This is a genomic window from Nocardia sp. NPDC058480 (assembly GCF_042720495.1).
In the GTDB taxonomy this organism is placed as follows: domain Bacteria; phylum Actinomycetota; class Actinomycetes; order Mycobacteriales; family Mycobacteriaceae; genus Nocardia.
Genome location: NZ_JBHXMN010000015.1, coordinates 136,977 through 153,644, shown reverse-complemented (window position 1 = coordinate 153,644; position 16,668 = coordinate 136,977). Strand labels below are relative to the sequence as shown.

Below are 16,668 nucleotides of genomic sequence, written 5' to 3'. Positions count from 1 at the left end.
ACAACCAGCACGCCCGACCCAAGCGAGACTTCGCCGTCAACTCCAAGATCCGGCTACCGGATTACCTACCGAAGGTTGCTTGACGAGGCACTAGCCTTGTCGTCACGCCGCTTCGGACACCACGCCGGACTGGACAATAATCACTCTGATCGATGCCAGGCCGGACACCAGGCCGACCCGGACGCGATCTGACGAACCCATTCGAGACTCGCCGTGTGCAGTCTGCTGTGCTCGGTTACCCATCGCATCCCAGGAGCCGTACTACCGTGCGCTACTTCCTCGCTCATCCAACGTTATCCCGGACGCAGATCTTCGCCGTATCTATCGACAGCACAGTAGGTATCCCAGACGAACTGGAGTTGGTTACCACAGTTGGCACCGACCACCTCGATCTCGTTCCGGATCTGGTCAGCAGATTGAATCAATTCATACAGGAGCAAGCTCAGCCTGACGACGACTTTGCCGTGCGTGCAGAGCTGACGCATCCGGATCTCGGCATGTTCCCGAAGGCAGTCTCAGATTCCATCCGCCGATACCTCGAAACACGCTGTACTACGCCATTTTACGGCGAGTGGAGTTGGCGTGGCCCCATCCACTCCGTGCCGGACTACGTAGACCAGCTGCAACGCCCCAGGGGCATAGATGAACTGTACGAATTCATGCGTGGCCCAAACTCGGGCGAAGTAGAGTTGCCGGTGCGGCTAGAGAACGCTATCGAATCGACATGGCGGGGAGGAAAATACTGGGAATTGGATGGGCGGACCGCCACCCCGGATATCGCCTACGACGAACCGCGGCCCGGACGCTGGCCACACGTTGACGGACTGAATCCCGAGATTGTTTGGACCAGTTGGAAAATTGGCGAGTTAGACGACAAGTCCGAGCTGGTCGAGTCCAACCTTCGCGATGGCGTTCAGCTGGCGACGAAGGCCCATGACGCCGGAAAGTACGTCCGCATTCACCCAGTAACGGTCTGGGTCCAAGATGCCGAGCGCGACGAGCACGGCTACTCAACCGGAGGACACGGCCAAGGTGGCTGGGTTGTTGAAGTATTCAATGCCCCGATCCCGGATTACACCGACCTCGATAAAGAGGAGTAAGGCACATCCGAACTCGTGCGGCTAGACCGCCCGACCGATGAGTCTCCGCGATGCAGCGGTGGGCATCGCGGCTCCGCGGATAAACCCCCCGCACCCAGGTTAAATCACATGCAGAGCGGAACTTCAGGCAGGTGCTAGTGCCGCGTCACGCAACGTTAGGTAGGTAATCCGAACGCCGGATCCTGGAACCGACCGCGAATTCGCGCACAGGGTCCGGCGTGCTGATTACGCCAGCGGATGTAATCACCGATCGCGGCGTCCTACTCGGCGTGGCTGCGGTGGTCAGTGCCGTTGAGCGCGAAGTACTGCAACGCCGCGAACTCACACTCAATCCGGTTCAGCCACGACGAATACGTCGGCACGAACACCAACTCGACCGCGTTCGACCCGCACCAGTCCCGCGCCCCGGCCCGCCTATACACACCGAGTTCTCGCAGATCAGATACAGTTTCCGACCAAGCCAACGAGCCCGCAACGACTTCACAAAGGCCAGGAACTCGGGTCCAACGCTTCCGATCACTGATCCGGTAGTAGAGCTAACCCGAGGCCAAATCCAAAGACACCGAACATCTGTCGCACCCCCGAGGGCGGTGATAGGTCGCACGTAACCGCGTCGGTCGCCGTTTCGGGAACCAGCCCCGACCGGCCCGCGGTAACAGATTCAACGGCCCGAACTCATCAACACAGATCACCCGCCCATCGGCAGGTGGGTTGCCATAAAGATCGAGGATCCGGTGTATCTTGGCGACGAAGTCGGGATCGTTGCTGGTCTTCCACGTTTTCGTGGCCGGCCACGACACTCCACCGGCGATGAGAATCCGGCGCAGAGTCTCGCGGCTGAGGTCCGCGATCTTGTTGGTACGCAACACGTGCGCCAGCTTCGACAAACTCCATGCCGAGAACGGCCAGTTCAGATCGTGGGGGCAGCACCGGGCGATCTGACAGATCCGATCAAGCGTCGCTTGATCGGTCTTCGTCGGCCTGCCCCGCTCCGTTTTGGGTCCAGCGACTCGAATCCGTGCGCGTTGAAGTCGTGAATCACTTGGCGCACATAGAGTTCCGATACTTGCATCAGCTTCGCGATCAACCCGACGGGTTGATGCTGGGCCGAGGCCATCACCACGATCGCCCACCACATTCGCACAGGTTGCTCGCTACGCCGCGCGATCTGGGCCAAGTTGCGGCCTTCTTCCGGGTTCACCGCTCTGAACACATCCGGTTTGCGAGCCACCGGCACCACCTCCACCGGGCAGCATCACCGCTCACGCGCTGATGATCAATCCGCCACCTTGGCAGATTGCCGCATCAACCTTCCGAGCCGAGGCACTAGCAGTCCTGGCTATGCATCGGCGAACAGCGTCTTCTCAAGTCGCGCCACTGAATCCATATGCGTCCGCATCGCCGGGTCCATTACCCAGCAATGGGAGGTATACCGCTCAAACCCCAGAGGCTCCCAGGTCCTTTGCACCTTGGCCAGCTCTTCCGCGAAGCGCGGATGCTCGGTCAGACCGGTCCGATCGTCCCGCTCCCTCAACAGCTCGATCGGGAATGGATGCGTCGCCACGACACCAACAGACTCAGCGAAGAGCCGAAGAATACGGCTGATGAGCAGGCGACCAACTCCGCCACGACCTCGCCACATCTCCGCCATGTAGACCCGGTCGATCAGAACGGCCGCTGAGTGCATGCCTTCGATGATCTCAGCGAGGTCAGGATGAAACTGATTGTCGCCGCCGAACAGAGGTGCGAAATGTGCGTAGTCCTGGGACATGCCATCAAGGAGGTCATCGATGCGGCTCTCGACGATGTACGGATCAACCAGCAGACCGTGCATCGTCAACACCGTCCACCGTTTCTCGCGGTCGCCGCGTTCATCAGTGTGAACTACCGAGAGACCAAGCGGAACGTCATCAGCTGGGCTATCGCCGTCGGAGCTGACGGCGTATGTGGCAGTCCCAGTCCAGTGCATCAGTCCTGGGTCGACGTAGTCGCCGACCACAGGTGCGGAGATGTTGACGTTCACGTCGAAGGATGCCCAACCGATCTGACCTTGTGGCGTCATGACGCAATCTTACTGATCTGCAATCGAATTGGCAGCCTGGTTGCAGAGGCAGACGTCAGGTCGAGCGACGCGCGTTAGAACGGCTAACGGTGTGCTCCAAGTTAGTAAGATCGGCTGCCACCCCTACCCCTCGGCCGCGAGTTGACCGCAGGCGGCCGCGATCTCCTGGCCACGAGTGTCGCGCACGGTGCAGGTAACGCCCTGCGCCTGGACACGGCGCACGAACTCGTCCTGCACCGGCTTCAGACTCGCATCCCACTCACTACCCGGAGTCGGGTTCAACGGAATCAGATTCACATGCACCAACGGCCCCAACGCCTTACGCAGCTTCTTGCCCAGCATGTCCGCGCGCCACCCCTGGTCGTTGATATCACGGATCAACGCGTACTCGATCGACACTCGACGACCCGACTTATCCGCGTAATACCGTGCCGCGCCCAGGACTTCGGCCACCGACCAACGGTTGTTCACCGGAACCAAAGGTATCCCGCAGCTCATCGTCGGGAGTATGCAGTGACCCCTCAACGGCCGAAAATTACTGTCCGTATGTGCGGTTAGACCAATCAACAGTTTCAACGCACAATCTGGCATCATAGCAACCCGCCAATGTTGAACCCGGGTGTGAGCACCCTGTCGAGAGAGGCTCGAATGCGGGGTATTTCGGCGCTACCGGTGGTGGGTAGGCGCAGCAGCGGGATGCGGTATTTGACGCAGACCTTGTTCTTCAGCGCGTCGCGGGCCAGCTGGTCCGGGTTGTTCTCGTGGTATTCGTATCCGTCGACCTCGACCGCGCAGACCCATCGACGGGTGACACGGTTGAATACGACGAAGTCGAAGCTCGCGCGATTGTTCACGAACCGTGCCTCAGCGACTGTCAGCTTGGTTATGTCGGGCAGTAGGTTTCGAACTAGTACCTCGGCCCGGATGCCGAGACCCATGTAATTCTGTTCCTGCACAACCTCTTCCAGCACCGTGGCGATGATGTCCTGGGACAGGAATCGGGAACGTCGCCGAATTCGGGACATGAGCGGTCGCAGTCGCGCGGAGTAGTCGCGGTAGAGCAGGTCGAATACCGAGACGATCGAGCTGTCGAAAACGGTGCTGCCCGGGTTCCGGTAGCCGATGTAGCCGATGAGGTCGCGCAGATTGCTGCTGCGCGGCAGCATGTCGTGGTTGGTGACGAGCACGAAGCGCTTCTTCGCCCGCGAGACGGCGACATTGATCTTCTGTGGGTCGTCGAGGAACCCGAGCCCGCCCTTCTCTTCGGGGTCCGATGTCTCGTCGAGGACCGTGGTCATCACGATCACGTCCTTCTCCCGACCTTGGAATCGGTGGATCGTGTCTGCTTCGACCGCACCGAGGAGCGCGTCTGTGACCTTGCTGACCTGCTTGCGGTAGGGCGTGGTGACGCCGATGTCCGTCGCCGCGAAGTCGGCACAGTACGTCGGGAGGATCTCGCGTTCGATCACGTCGATCTCTCGCTGGTTGGACCGGCTCTCCCTGTGGCGACGCATGTGATTGCCTTCGACGGTCCGCGCGACGATCATCGATTCCCAGCCGGGGGTGCTGGTGGTGAAGGTGATCAGCTCGTCGTCGTAGAACTTGCTGTTGCAGAATCCGATGATGTCGGGATGACATCGATAGTGCTCGCGGAGCATGGTGCGCGGCAGCGCATCCCCGTACAGCTCGATCAACGCGGACAAGACGCTGTTCCGGTGGAAGTCGTACACGGGATGCGGCGGGGGCGGACAATCCTTCGACTCGAGACCCGGAATGTGGGCCAGCTGTTTCACATCCCCCACGACAATCACATTCTTGCAGCAGGCGAGCACGTTCGCGGCCTCGAGCAGATTCACCTGCGAGGCTTCGTCGATGATGAGATAGTCGAGCATCCTGCCGCGCCCGATGCTGCGCTGCAGGGAATGACACGTGCTGAGGATCACCGGATAGTCGCGGCTGAACCGCTGCCACTCGCGCAGGTAGTTGTGACCGTAGATACCCGGCCGGTGCTGGGCGTAGCGGTCACGCAAGCGGTCGGTGAGCCACCGCAGCGAGCGCTCGCGGTGTCGATCGATCAGCTCGTCGAACTTCGCGGAGCTCAACGTGCTGGTGAGCCGGCCGATCTCGGCATCGAGATCGGCGATCCTCTTGTCGAAGTACAGTCGTTGCAGCCGCAGGACGACCTCGACGTCGCTGGCGTCGACCGCTCGCATCGACCGGTATCTGATCCAGTGGATGATCCGGTCGACGGCCTCGGGTAGCACGCCCGGCTGGGCCAGGCCGGGATCGGTGTCGGCGATGTAGTCCAGGATCTTGTCCGCGGGCCAGCGCAGCACCGGCAACAACCGCTCGTCCGGCAGCGACTGCCGATCGAAGTGGGTCATGAAGTGTTCGCGTTCGAGCAGGTAACCGTCGCGCTCGGATCGCCGTTGGGCGAGTTCGCCCTGCGTGGTTTGGAGGAGGCGTAACCGCCGATCCAGGGTGGCGATCTCCTCGGCCGAGCCGATCTCGCCCCTTTCGGTCGCGACAAGGCGCGCGACAAGCCTGTTCCGGTTGTCCTGGGTACCTCTGCCGAGAAACTCCCGCCGCTTCTCCGACCGGCCCAAATCGGCTACCACATAGCCGATTTGGACGTCGATGAGCTTGTCGCGCACGTTCTCGACCGCGGCGTTGTTCGAGGACACGACCGCCACGGTCTTGGACTCATCGAGCAAGATGTTGGCGATCAGGTTGAGGATGGTCTGTGTCTTGCCGGTGCCGGGCGGGCCGTCCACCACCGAGATCGGAAATCGCAGCGCGTTGTCGATCGCCTTGCGCTGACTCGGATTGGTGTGAAACGGGTAGATTCGCGGATCGGGCGCGTCGTCGCGCTGTTCCAGGCGTGCGCCGGTGAGAAACCTATGCAGCACGCTGTCAGGGTGAAGGAAGGTGAGGTGGTCGAGCCCCTCCCGCAGGAGATGGCCCGCCTCCGGCAGTAGACCCGCAAGTTCGCGCCAATACCGCAGTACCGCAGCAGATTCGGCAATCGCGGCGCCGTTGCGAACGACCTCGACCTCGCTCGCGGGGCGCGCATGCCAGGTCCCGTCCCGGGCGAAGATGTGCCACCAGCCACCATCGGGAGTGTCGAAAAGGTAAGCGCCACCGGAACTGTCACACAGCACACCGTCGGCGAGGATCTCGGTCCCCTGGTCCGGTGGTAGTTGTCGTGGGTGGTTCGCGAGGTAGACCCGGTCACGGCCGTAGCGATAGGTGCCGCCGCGTGCGTAGCTGATGTGGATCAGCCGACCGTCGATCTGATAGCCCGCTATCTCGGCGGTCTTGTTCTCGACGGAACTACCGCCCCGTTCGCGGACGACCACGGCGTATTCACGTGCGTTGATCGTCACCTAGACCACCAGGATCGTCAGGGTCAGCAAACCCAGGATCGCGAGCCCGAACACCATCCAGTCCCAACGCACCGACAACCGCTGGTGTCCCGGGTGGTTCACCGGCGGGTGCCATGTGACGGGTGGGGGTGGCTGTGGTGGCCGAGGAGGGGGCGGCGGAGCGGCCGGACGGTGCGATGACGGAGGGAGATGCGGGGCCCACCACGATTCGGCCGTAGTTGCGGGTGTCGACCGTGCTGCCGGGATAGCCTGCGATGGGCGTGCGGCAGGAGTGCCAGGCACCGACCGGGCAGCGGGGCTGAGAGACGTCGGCCGGGGGGCAGGATTGGGAGGTGCCGGGCGTGCTGCCGGATCAGCAGCAGGCGATGGGCGCGCGGCCTGGTTGGGAGGCGCCGATCGTACGGCCGAATTGGTAGGCGCCGGGCGCGCGGACCGCGATGTCCGCGGCTGCTTGGGTGCTGTGTCCGGTGTGGGGGTACTCGGCGGGGCAGGGGACGGCGAGCTCGTTCGCACCGGAGCCGCCGGGGGACGCACCCTCATGGCAGGGTTTTCGTACAACCTGCTCAGCTCGGCCTGTCTGCGCGCCTGTGCCGCTGAACGATCTGTGGGCGGCACAACCGCCGCAGCTCGCGTCGACGACGGAATCGGCGGCGCGCCCGCGCTCTTCGGTGCCCTGGTAGGCCTGGGTGGTGCTGGTGCGACAGCGGGTGGCGGGGATTTCAGCGCGGCGATCTGTTGATCGGTGAGATTGCGTAGCAGGCCGACCCGCACGAGTTCGATCTGCGGGACAGGCACGCCCTTGTTCACATAGGTCACGACGGTGCCGGTGATCGCGATCTGCCAGCCTTTCAGCTTCGGCAGGAGGCGTTTTCCATGCGTGCTGTGGCTGCCGTACTTGTCGAAGAGCTGACGTGCGACGCCGTCGTGGGCGACGATGGTGAAATCGCCCCGCCGGTAGTCACCGAGGTTGATCAAGGCCACATCGCGGCCCTGGAATCCCTTGTTGACGATGCCGAACTGGATTCTCCCGTAGACGGTGATGGTCTCACCCGCACGGTTCAGCAGCTCGTCACGTTCGCTGCCCGCGACGAACTGACCGAGCGCCAGTTCGAAACCGCCCGCAGTCGGTGCGCCCGCCCCGGTTCCCGCCAAGACGGATTCGACGTAGTCGTAGTCGGTTCGGCAGGCCCGCTTCAACGCAGCGGCAGCGTCGGCGACTCCGCTGATGCGGGCGAGCGCGGCGAACAACGGCGAGTTCTCCGGGTCGACGAAGTCCCGTGCGGTGAAGATCAGGTTCTCGCCGGTACCGCCGAAGTCGTCCCACAGCGATGGCTGGTGCCGTAGCGCCCGCAGTGAGACATCGATAACCGCGGCCGCGAAAGTGTCGATGCCACTGTCGAAACGGCCACCGCGACCGGGATGCTGATAGTTGCGGTGACCTTGTTCGATTGCCGGCAACCCGGTACCGGCGAACGTATCGACAAACATGCCGTCGTAGTCGATCAGGGTGATCGAAAGGTCCCGGCCGACGAGGATGTTCCCGTGCTGGAGATCGCCGTGCGCGGCGCCCGCGGCGCGCAACGCGACGACCGCGTCCGCGATCGCGACCCGCACCGTCTCGATTGCGACCGGATCCTGGTCGCCCTCGATCCAGTCCTCCACCCACACGCCGAGCATCTCACCGGTCGACCATCGCATGCGCACGGTCGGAAAACCCGTGCCGTTCACCATGATCCCGTCGGCTTGGTACACCGCATCGATCAGGAACGTCAGATTCGGATGGCCAGCGACGAACCGGTAAATGTGCTCGTAGCGTTCGCGCAGTCGGCGCTCATCATGGCCTTGCTTGTGGAAACAGCGCACCGCGAAGCGCTGTTTCGAAGCGCTGTCGATGGCGAACGTCGCCGCGAACCCGCCCGAGGCGACTGACGGCATGCCCTGCGCGTTGCGCACGGGCTCACCGGTTCGAAGCAGGTCGACATGGCGGAAAGCGATCGGTGGATTGGCCACCGCACTTTGGTAATTCAGCAGGCTCGGCAATCTCATAGTCGCACCGCGCAGATCGTCGTGTCGTCGTTGTCCATGCCGGCGCGGCGCGCGTGCTCCACCCACGTCCGGAACTCGTCGTCGTCACCGGGGATCGTGCTCACGTCGATGAGCGCACCACCGCGTTTCTGTTCCAGCAGGTACTTCGCCAGACCATCGGAGGCGAGCACGAGGTGATCACCACCCGCGTAGTCGTCGCCGTGTTCCCAGAGCGCCGCCCGATGGGAGACATCCCCGGAATGGGTGGTGATCAGGGCCGGGGTGCGACCGAACTGGCGCGGATGATCTAGCGGACCCGCTGTGATCAGCTCTCCGTCACGCAGGTGCAGCAAACACGCGTCGCCGATCCCGATCGCTCGGTACCGCTGCCGCGCCACGTCGATATCCACCCCGACAAATGTCGCCGCGCCGCCGCGCCGCAGCTTCTCTTGGGCGTACCAGGGAAGCCCTGCCGTGTCGACCCGTTCCCGCCAGTGCGACCTGAGTGCATCCAGCACGGCGAGTTCTAGAATGTCCGCGCCATCGATCGCGTAGGCGGCTACCAGCAGCTCCGCCCACTCCTCGGCACGAGCGGTGGTCGACGCGCCGTCGGCGAGCGCGAAGCGCGACCCGGTGCCACCGATCGCGCGATCATCGTTCTCGTCCGGGTCGCGTCCTTCCTTGTGCCGGGTGGCCAGGCGCGCCGCTGGAGTATTTGTCATCGTATCCCCCTGTGCCCGAACGTGTTCCGGGGCGGTTACCAGGTCGGGGCGTCGCCGTGTGCGCGCGTACTCCCGTCTTGGCCGTCATCGGCCGCATCGTCACCGTCATCCGAAACCAGGTCATCGGCGGCCGGGCTCATGAGCTCCTTCAGCCCGGTCGGAGTGACCGCGCGAGTACCGATGTCGAGGAAGTCGATCACCATCGTGACGTCGGCGTTGTAGAGGAACCCGCGCGAGCCCGCGTTCACCGAATACCCGAGTGACGCGGACGCTTCCAGCATCGACGGCGGCAGAATGCTCGAAGCCTCGAACAGTCGCTGCGCGTTCGGGTCGCTCAAACCCGCCGCAGTGTCCGGGAAGGTCACCGACTGCCCACCGAAGGCCGACAAGTGGAGGTTGAACACCAGGGCCGCACCGTCGTCGGTGGACAGGGCGCGGATTCGGTCGGCCGCGTCGCGCGGGTCACCATCGGTACTGGCCCCGTCGGTCACATTGATCACGATCGGCGGGAAACTCGACGGATGCTCCGCGCACCACGACGCGATCACCGGTTCGGCGTAGGTCAGTGCCGACACCATGGGTGTAGCGCCATCCGACAGCGGATCCACCCACACCGGCATCTGCTGGTTCACCGCGACGACGCCGCCCGCACCATCGGGCACTCGCCGGGTCACCGCATCGACCCGGCGCGGATTCTCAGCGAGTTCGGAGACCGGCAACACCCGCCGGTCGGCATCGGCGCCATGCAGGATCGGCCCGATCTTCGCGCCGTACCCCACCACCCCGACCTCGAAGTAGTTGTAGATCCGCTCGCCGCCGCGACTGCACAGCAGCACGGCGTTGCCGAGCAAGTTGTTCACCGCCAGCGCCAGCACATCAGCCTTCGTGCCCTGCCCCTGCCCCGCGGGCTCCGACATCGAGAACGACTGATCTACCAGCAACATCAACAACGCCGGCTGCCTACGGTTGATCTCCGCTGAGTACACGATTCCCCATTCCATGAACACAGATCACCAATAGCGCCATCCCCGCACGCATCTCGGACTCGAAAGAGATTGTAGCCCTTACTTTTCCATCGGGCCGACAGCTCGCCCCCGGGGGCCGCGCCTCGTCGTCCGAGCCGAGGACAACCCGTCGACCACCAAGGCTCGTTCTGGCATCCTCGAAGGAGCCGACAGAGCCAGGGGGAAATACGATGAGCAACACACCACCGAACTGGTACCGGGACCCCTCCGACGCCGACTACCTCAGGTACTGGAACGGCATCGAATGGACCGACAACAGGATGGCCGCCGCACCTGCCGCGCCGAACCCGGGCGCATCGACCGCGAAAGTGCCGTTGTTCGGCGCACGCGCGCTGGCGAAGCGCCAGTCCGCCGAACTCGCCGACGCGATAGCCGAGAATCAACGGCTCCGAGCACAATTGACGGCGCTGGGAGGGCTCGAAACAGCGCAACTGCAGCAGCTGCGCGACCAGCTCGCCACTCAAGTAACCGACGATCAGGCCATGCTGGACGCCCTGCGCGCTGAGGTGATCAGCACCCGCGACGAGCAGGTGCTGCAGGAGATCGGGATCTACGAGTACCGCCATCCGCTCTCGGACTCGATGGCCTACCGCACGGCGCTGGAGCTGTTGCAAGGCGAGATCAAGGCGATGGCGCGCCGCGACGGTGGTGCGATCGAGGCATCGACCACGTGGACCGTCAACGGTTCGGTCACCGAGGGACGGAAGATGGTCCGCGAGTACTCGAAGTTGATGTTGCGGGCATACAACGCCGAAGCGGACAACCTCGTCCGCAGTCTCAAGCCGTACAAGTTGACCAGCGCGCTGACTCGACTGAACAAGATCGCCACCACGATCGAACGCCTCGGCAAGACCATGCAGCTGCGGGTGTCCGTCCATTACCACTCGCTGCGCTGCCGCGAACTCGAGATGACGGCCGACTACCTGGAGTTTCTCGCGCGGCAGAAGGAGCACGAGCGCGAGGAACGCGATCGGCTGCGCGAGGAACGGCGAGCGCACACTGAATTGTCCAGGGAGCGGGAACGATTGGAGAAGGAGCAACGGCGCTACCGTGAATCCCTCGCCGCGCTGGAGGCGATCGGCAAGGCACGGTCCGCCGACGCCGATCAGCTACGCGGTCTGTTGGCGAAGCTCGAGAGCGACATCGCGACGATCCAGGATCGTGCCGACAACTACCGGGCCGGATTCGTCTACGTGCTATCGAATATCGGGGCGTTCAAGGACATGGTAATGATCGGCCTCACCCGGCGGTTCGACCCGGAGGACCGGATCCGCGAACTCGGCAACACCTCGGTGCCGTTCAAGTACGACATGCACACGATGTTCTACGACAAGGACGCGGTCGGCATCAGAGACCAGTTGCATCAGCGACTCGCCGACCGGCGGGTGAACCTCGTTAACCAGCGCCGCGAGTTCTTCTACGCCACTCCTGCCGAGGTGCGTGAACATCTTCAGGCGGTGGTGGGCCAGGTCGGCAGTTTCGATGACCTGGCCAAAGCTGTGGAGTACCACCAGAGCCGAGCCGCCCGGTCGCGCTGATGACACGGAAGTTGCTGGGCGGCAACATAATCAGTGCACCGATCAGGTTTCGACGTCGTCGCGCCCGTGGCAATATGGTGCGGTGGTTGATACGCAGAGCGAGTTCACGCTCCACACCAGCGGCGGTGCCGACGATCTGTTCGACCTGCACGAGTGGTTCAACGACGACCGGGCGTTGCGCGGTCGGGTGACATTGGTGGACAGCCCTATTCGCGATGGCGAGATGGGCGGGCTCGCCGAAGTCCTCGTCGTCGCCGTCGGCACGGGTGGCACCCTCACCGCGCTGGCGAGTTCGTTGTCGACGTGGTTCACCGTCCGACAGTCCGACATCAAACTGACGTTCACCCGCGGCGACGGCGAGATGACGATTGACGCGAAGGGTGTCGGGGCGGGAACCGACGTCGAGAAACTCCTGCGCCAGCTCCTCGACTACCGGGCCGAGCAGTGACCGGTGCCGCGGACCGCAACGGGTGGCGCACGGTATTGATCGGGGCGAGCCGCTTCTCACACCCCGACTTCCATGATCTGCCCGCCGTCGCCAACAACATCAACGACCTCGCCGAACGCCTGACCTCGCCATCCGGTGGCGCGGTAGCCGAGCAACACTGCACCGTCCTGCACAACCCGAGCATGCCCGGACAAGTCGGAACCGCGATCACCCAGGCAGCGGCCGAGGCCGAAGATGTTCTACTGTTCTATTTCTCCGGGCACGGAAAGCTGGATCAAGCGGGAAACCTGCATCTGGTTTTGCCCGACAGTGACCCCGACCAGATCGAACTGAGTTCGGTGCCGTTCGGCGTCGTCAAACGCCACATCAGCAAGAGCCGCGCGCAGGCGCGTATCGTCATTCTGGATTGTTGCTTCTCCGGCAACGCCATCGAAACCATGAGCACGTCCGCCGACCTCGTCACGTTCGAGACCCAAAACATCGAGGGTACGTACGTACTCACCTCGTCCCCCAAGAACAAACCCTCATTGGCACCGACAGACGGCCGCCACACCGCATTCACCGCGGCCCTGCTGGCCGCCGCGACGGACACCGATCTCACCCTCGATCAGCTCTACGCCAGCACGGCCAAGATACTGAGGGGCCGTAGCCAGCCGGAACCACAATGCCGAGTTCACAATTCGGCGCACGCGCTGAGACTGTTCGCTCCACCCACCACGTCGGCAGCACCTGCAGTCGCTGATCCCGTCGATGTCGACGCACTAGCGGTCCTCGACGCCGCACAGCAGGGCGACGTCGACTCAATGATCGAGCTGGCGCAACGATTCCACCGCGCGAAAGATCTCGAGCACGCCGAACAGTGGTGGCGCCTCGCCGCTGAGGCCGGGAATCCCGGTGCGATGTACAACGTCGCGGTGGTCAGCGAAATCCAGCGCAGATTCGAAGACGGCAAATACTGGTATCAGCGTGCCGCCGAAACCGGCGACACCAACGCCATGCACAACCTCGCGATCCGGCTTCGGCTCAGCGGGCGCGAGGCCGAAGCCGCCCGATGGTGGCATGCAGCGGGCCATACCTCGCCACAGCGCAATGGCGAGAAGCTGCGAAAAGTGGTGCCGCGAAAAGACTTGCCGGTCGACCCGCACATGCGGACCGACGATGAGGCATCGCAGTACTCGTTGCCGACGACCCGTCGACTGATGCTCATAACACTGGGGAAATGGGCCAACCGCCCGGCTACCTGGGACGAAACTCCCTGGGGCGGAGGTGTGCACACCCGCACCGGCAGCGGCTACTACCACGGCATGTCCGATGATGAGTTACTCGGCTCCGCACGGGTCTTCTGGAAATTCAGACCAGCGAACTGGCACGGCGTCGACTTCGCGGTAGTCGCCCATGCGGGAATCACCCGCGCGGTGATTCGGATCCACGACTTCATCGGGCCTTTCGGTGACCGTTACGGGATCCAGGGTCAACTGGTCGACGACCCGGACATTCTCGCCGAACTCGTCGACAAGACCGTTCCCCGACGGCAGAACCCCATTACGCTCTGGGCCTGATGACCTCACATCTCGACATCGGCACGCGCCACGATGCCGATACCGGCGGTGCATAGTTCAGCTGACGTGCCAGGGCGGCGATGCTCGGACCGTCGCGGTATTGCTGGCGAGCCTGGTCCAGGGAACCTGAGAGGCCGTGTCCCTGGCCATGAGAAAGTCCCCACTGGTGGCCACGTGTAGGTCACCACTGGTGGCCACCTAAAAGTCCCCACCCCCTTCGGCGGGTTGACCGTGTGTCGACCCGGAGCACAGGCCCTGGGCGGTGACGGTGATAGCGCCAACTGTCACCGAGCACCAACCCAGGGAGCTCCATTGAAGTCCGAGAGGGAACGAATGGACATCATTTCCGCCTACCGGGAAACCGGAACCTACCGAGCTACCGCGCAAATGTGCGGCACCACCCACAAAACCGTGAAACGCGTCATCGACGCCGCCGAAGCCGCCCAGACCGGCCAGAAATCGCCCGCCCGGCCAGCCCGGCCCCGCAACTACGAGGCCGTGACCGGTCTGGTCGCCGAACGAGTGAAGAAATCCAGCGGCCGGATCTCAGCGAAACGACTGCTGCCAATCGCTCGCGTCGCCGGGTACCAGGGCTCACCCCGCAACTTCCGGCGCTTGGTCGCGCAACAGAAAATGTTGTGGCGCAACGATAATCATCGAGGACGCCGCCCCGCGACCTGGACTCCGGGCGAGTACCTGGTGATGGACTGGGCCGAAGCCGCACCGGGGTTGCAGCTGTTCTGCGCGGTGTTGGCGTTCTCGCGGTGGCGGTTCACCCGCTTCGCTGCCGATCAACGCCAGTCCACCACCCTGGCCATGCTCGCCGAAGCGTTCGACGAACTCGGCGGTGTCCCCGCGAAAGTCCTCACCGACCGGATGGGCTGTCTCAAAGGCGGTGTCGTGGCCGGAGTGATGGTCCCGACTGTCGAATACGTCAGGTTCGCAACCCATTACGGCTTCGAACCCGACTGGTGTCACGCCGCGGACCCGCAGTCGAAAGGAATCGTGGAGAGCCTCTGCGGTTACGCCCAAACCGACTTGGCGGTCCCGCTGCTGACCGAAGCAGGCCTCGCGGGCCGGGAACTGAGCCTCGCCCGAGCCAACGCGGCAGCGAAAACCTGGTGCGCGGAGGTGAACTCGACGATCCACTCCGAGATCGCGGCGGTCCCCGACGATCGTTTGGCCGTCGAACGCGAACTCCTCACCGACCTGCCGTCGCTGCGACTGCCGGTCGGTGCGACATCGGCGCGCCGCAAGGTCGACCGATTGTCTTGTGTCCGTTACGGATCGGCCCGTTACTCGGTGCCGAACAGGTTCATCGGCCACCACGTGAACCTGGTCATCGACTCCGGTTCGCTGCTCGTGGTCGAAGACCACAGCGGGGTGATCGTCGCCGAGCACGAACTCCTCGCTCCCGGCGAGGTCTCGATCAACGACGACCACTACGACCAGCCCCGCCCCACGCAGAACCGGGGCCCGCGCCCCAAAACCGTGACAGAACAACAGTTCTGCGCCCTCGGCATCGACGCGCAAGCGTTCCTCGTCGGGTCGGCCGCCGCCGGCAACACCCGCCTGGGCGCGGAGCTCGGTGAACTTCTGGCTCTCGGTGACGCTCACGGCCATGACGACCTGGTCGCCGCGCTGCGTCGCGCGGTCGCGTTCAAACGGTTCCGCGCCGCCGACGTCCGTTCCATCCTCGCTGCCGGCGCGGGCGCACCGCATCCGCGTCCGGCCGGGAACGCTCTGGTGGTCGATCTGCCGGTCGCGGGGACCCGGTCGCTGGACGCCTACAAGATCAGCCGAGAGGAGGACGCGTCGTGACCACACCATCGAAACGAGTAGCAGCCAAACAGGTTCCGGTGCTGGCCGCGGACCTCGACGCGGGCCTGCGGCGGTTGAAGCTGTCCACCGTCCGCCGCGACGCCCCTGAGGTCCTCGCGACCGCGAAGCTGCAACGTTGGGCGCCCGAGGAAGTGTTGCGGACTCTGATCGAGGCCGAATGCGCCGCCCGCGACGCCTCCAACGCCGTGAACCGGCTCAAGGCCGCCGCGTTCCCGGTGACCAAGACTCTCGACGGGTTCGACGTCGGGTCTTCCTCGATCCCGCAGGCCACGTTCGATTACCTCGCCACGCTGGAATGGGTTCGGGCCCAACATAATTTGTGTCTGATCGGGCCGCCCGGGACAGGCAAGAGTCACACTTTGATCGGGCTCGGACACGCCGCGACTCTCGATCTGTGGTGGAACTGCGGTGCTGTCAGGATCGGCGATCCTGAGGTGGCGATGAGAGAGACGGGATGGCTCGTAGCCTCCTTCGCCCACCATCTGGCGCGCGGTGACATGGCATCGAAGTTCGTACCGCCTCCCTGCACGATGGAATGCGCCGACTCGCCTCAAGCTATGACCTGAGACTTCACGGACGCCAGCCGGACACCATGCGCGCACGGTATGTGGAATTGGCGCAGGAATTCGGTGTCTGGGACTATCTGCGCGACCGCTTCATCATCGCGGGTTCACGGTCCGGGGTCCAAGACAAACTCGAGACTCTCGCCGATCGTGGCGTGGTGAATCTGGAAACCGGAGTCTCGGTCGGAGGACCGGAGGCGGCTGTCGATGTTATTTCCGCTATCAAGGAGATGCGACGGAACCGAGAGGCCAGGTTTGCGGCTAACTTGTGACGGACCGGACAGTATAATGTGCAGTCACCAATTGGAAACGCTGCCTGATCCTGCCGGGAGAAGATCGTGCTCGTCCGAGTCTTGATGTGCATAGTCAGGCGACCGTGGCTCGCTATCGCACTTGTC

Annotated in this window: 13 protein-coding genes and 2 pseudogenes; 7 read left to right on the top strand and 8 right to left on the bottom strand. The window is 63.7% G+C overall.

What is annotated here, in order from left to right; genetic code table 11:
• The first annotated feature begins 266 nt into the window (after positions 1-266).
• A complete protein-coding gene (locus tag ACFWO8_RS27425) occupies positions 267-1,100 on the top strand; it encodes a hypothetical protein (RefSeq protein WP_378965504.1) in 834 nt (277 codons plus the stop codon).
• Between the two features lie 536 nt (positions 1,101-1,636).
• Here ACFWO8_RS27425 and ACFWO8_RS27420 read toward each other — a convergent pair.
• The 8 genes and pseudogenes from ACFWO8_RS27420 to ACFWO8_RS27385 form a co-directional block, all read right to left on the bottom strand.
• A complete protein-coding gene (locus tag ACFWO8_RS27420; RefSeq protein ID WP_378965539.1) occupies positions 1,637-2,047 on the bottom strand; it encodes a hypothetical protein in 411 nt (136 codons plus the stop codon).
• A complete protein-coding gene (locus tag ACFWO8_RS27415) occupies positions 2,011-2,346 on the bottom strand; it encodes a helix-turn-helix domain-containing protein (RefSeq protein WP_378965500.1) in 336 nt (111 codons plus the stop codon). The genes ACFWO8_RS27420 and ACFWO8_RS27415 overlap by 37 nt, the downstream gene beginning before the upstream one ends.
• Positions 2,347-2,439: 93 nt before the next feature.
• Positions 2,440-3,162: a hypothetical protein gene (locus tag ACFWO8_RS27410; protein WP_378965496.1), complete on the bottom strand. Its 723-nt coding sequence runs from the start codon at positions 3,160-3,162 to the stop codon at positions 2,440-2,442.
• Between the two features lie 123 nt (positions 3,163-3,285).
• Positions 3,286-3,679: pseudogene (locus tag ACFWO8_RS27405) on the bottom strand (23S rRNA (adenine(2503)-C(2))-methyltransferase RlmN); the annotation flags it as partial.
• Positions 3,680-3,752: 73 nt separating this feature from the next.
• On the bottom strand, positions 3,753-6,548 hold the full coding sequence (locus ACFWO8_RS27400; protein ID WP_378965493.1) for an AAA domain-containing protein: 2,796 nt from the start codon (positions 6,546-6,548) through the stop codon (positions 3,753-3,755).
• Positions 6,549-8,558, bottom strand: coding sequence for a hypothetical protein (locus ACFWO8_RS27395; protein WP_378965489.1), 2,010 nt, complete (start codon positions 8,556-8,558; stop codon positions 6,549-6,551).
• Positions 8,559-8,590: 32 nt separating this feature from the next.
• Positions 8,591-9,295 (bottom strand): protein phosphatase 2C domain-containing protein, encoded by a 705-nt coding sequence (locus tag ACFWO8_RS27390; protein ID WP_378965485.1) that lies wholly within the window; start codon positions 9,293-9,295, stop codon positions 8,591-8,593.
• Between the two features lie 35 nt (positions 9,296-9,330).
• Positions 9,331-10,296: a VWA domain-containing protein gene (locus tag ACFWO8_RS27385; protein ID WP_378965481.1), complete on the bottom strand. Its 966-nt coding sequence runs from the start codon at positions 10,294-10,296 to the stop codon at positions 9,331-9,333.
• A gap of 194 nt (positions 10,297-10,490) precedes the next feature.
• Here ACFWO8_RS27385 and ACFWO8_RS27380 point away from each other — a divergent pair, with 194 nt between their 5' ends.
• The 6 genes and pseudogenes from ACFWO8_RS27380 to ACFWO8_RS27355 all read left to right on the top strand — a co-directional run bounded on the left by ACFWO8_RS27380 (position 10,491) and on the right by ACFWO8_RS27355 (position 16,542).
• Positions 10,491-11,858, top strand: coding sequence for a DUF4041 domain-containing protein (locus ACFWO8_RS27380; RefSeq protein WP_378965478.1), 1,368 nt, complete (start codon positions 10,491-10,493; stop codon positions 11,856-11,858).
• An 82-nt stretch (positions 11,859-11,940) separates the two neighbouring features.
• A complete protein-coding gene (locus tag ACFWO8_RS27375) occupies positions 11,941-12,306 on the top strand; it encodes a hypothetical protein (protein WP_378965472.1) in 366 nt (121 codons plus the stop codon).
• Positions 12,303-13,865 (top strand): caspase family protein, encoded by a 1,563-nt coding sequence (locus tag ACFWO8_RS27370; RefSeq protein ID WP_378965469.1) that lies wholly within the window; start codon positions 12,303-12,305, stop codon positions 13,863-13,865. Before ACFWO8_RS27375 ends, ACFWO8_RS27370 begins: the two co-directional genes overlap by 4 nt.
• A 312-nt stretch (positions 13,866-14,177) precedes the next feature.
• Positions 14,178-15,686, top strand: a complete 1,509-nt coding sequence (istA, locus tag ACFWO8_RS27365; protein WP_378965464.1) for an IS21 family transposase — start codon at positions 14,178-14,180, stop codon at positions 15,684-15,686.
• Positions 15,683-16,090 (top strand): annotated as a pseudogene (locus tag ACFWO8_RS27360) (ATP-binding protein); the annotation flags it as partial. The gene istA and the pseudogene ACFWO8_RS27360, both read left to right, overlap by 4 nt.
• 224 nt (positions 16,091-16,314) lie before the next feature.
• Positions 16,315-16,542 carry a hypothetical protein gene (locus tag ACFWO8_RS27355; protein ID WP_378965460.1) on the top strand — a complete coding sequence of 76 codons (228 nt, stop codon included), beginning with the start codon at positions 16,315-16,317 and terminating at the stop codon, positions 16,540-16,542.
• The last annotated feature ends 126 nt before the right edge of the window (positions 16,543-16,668 follow it).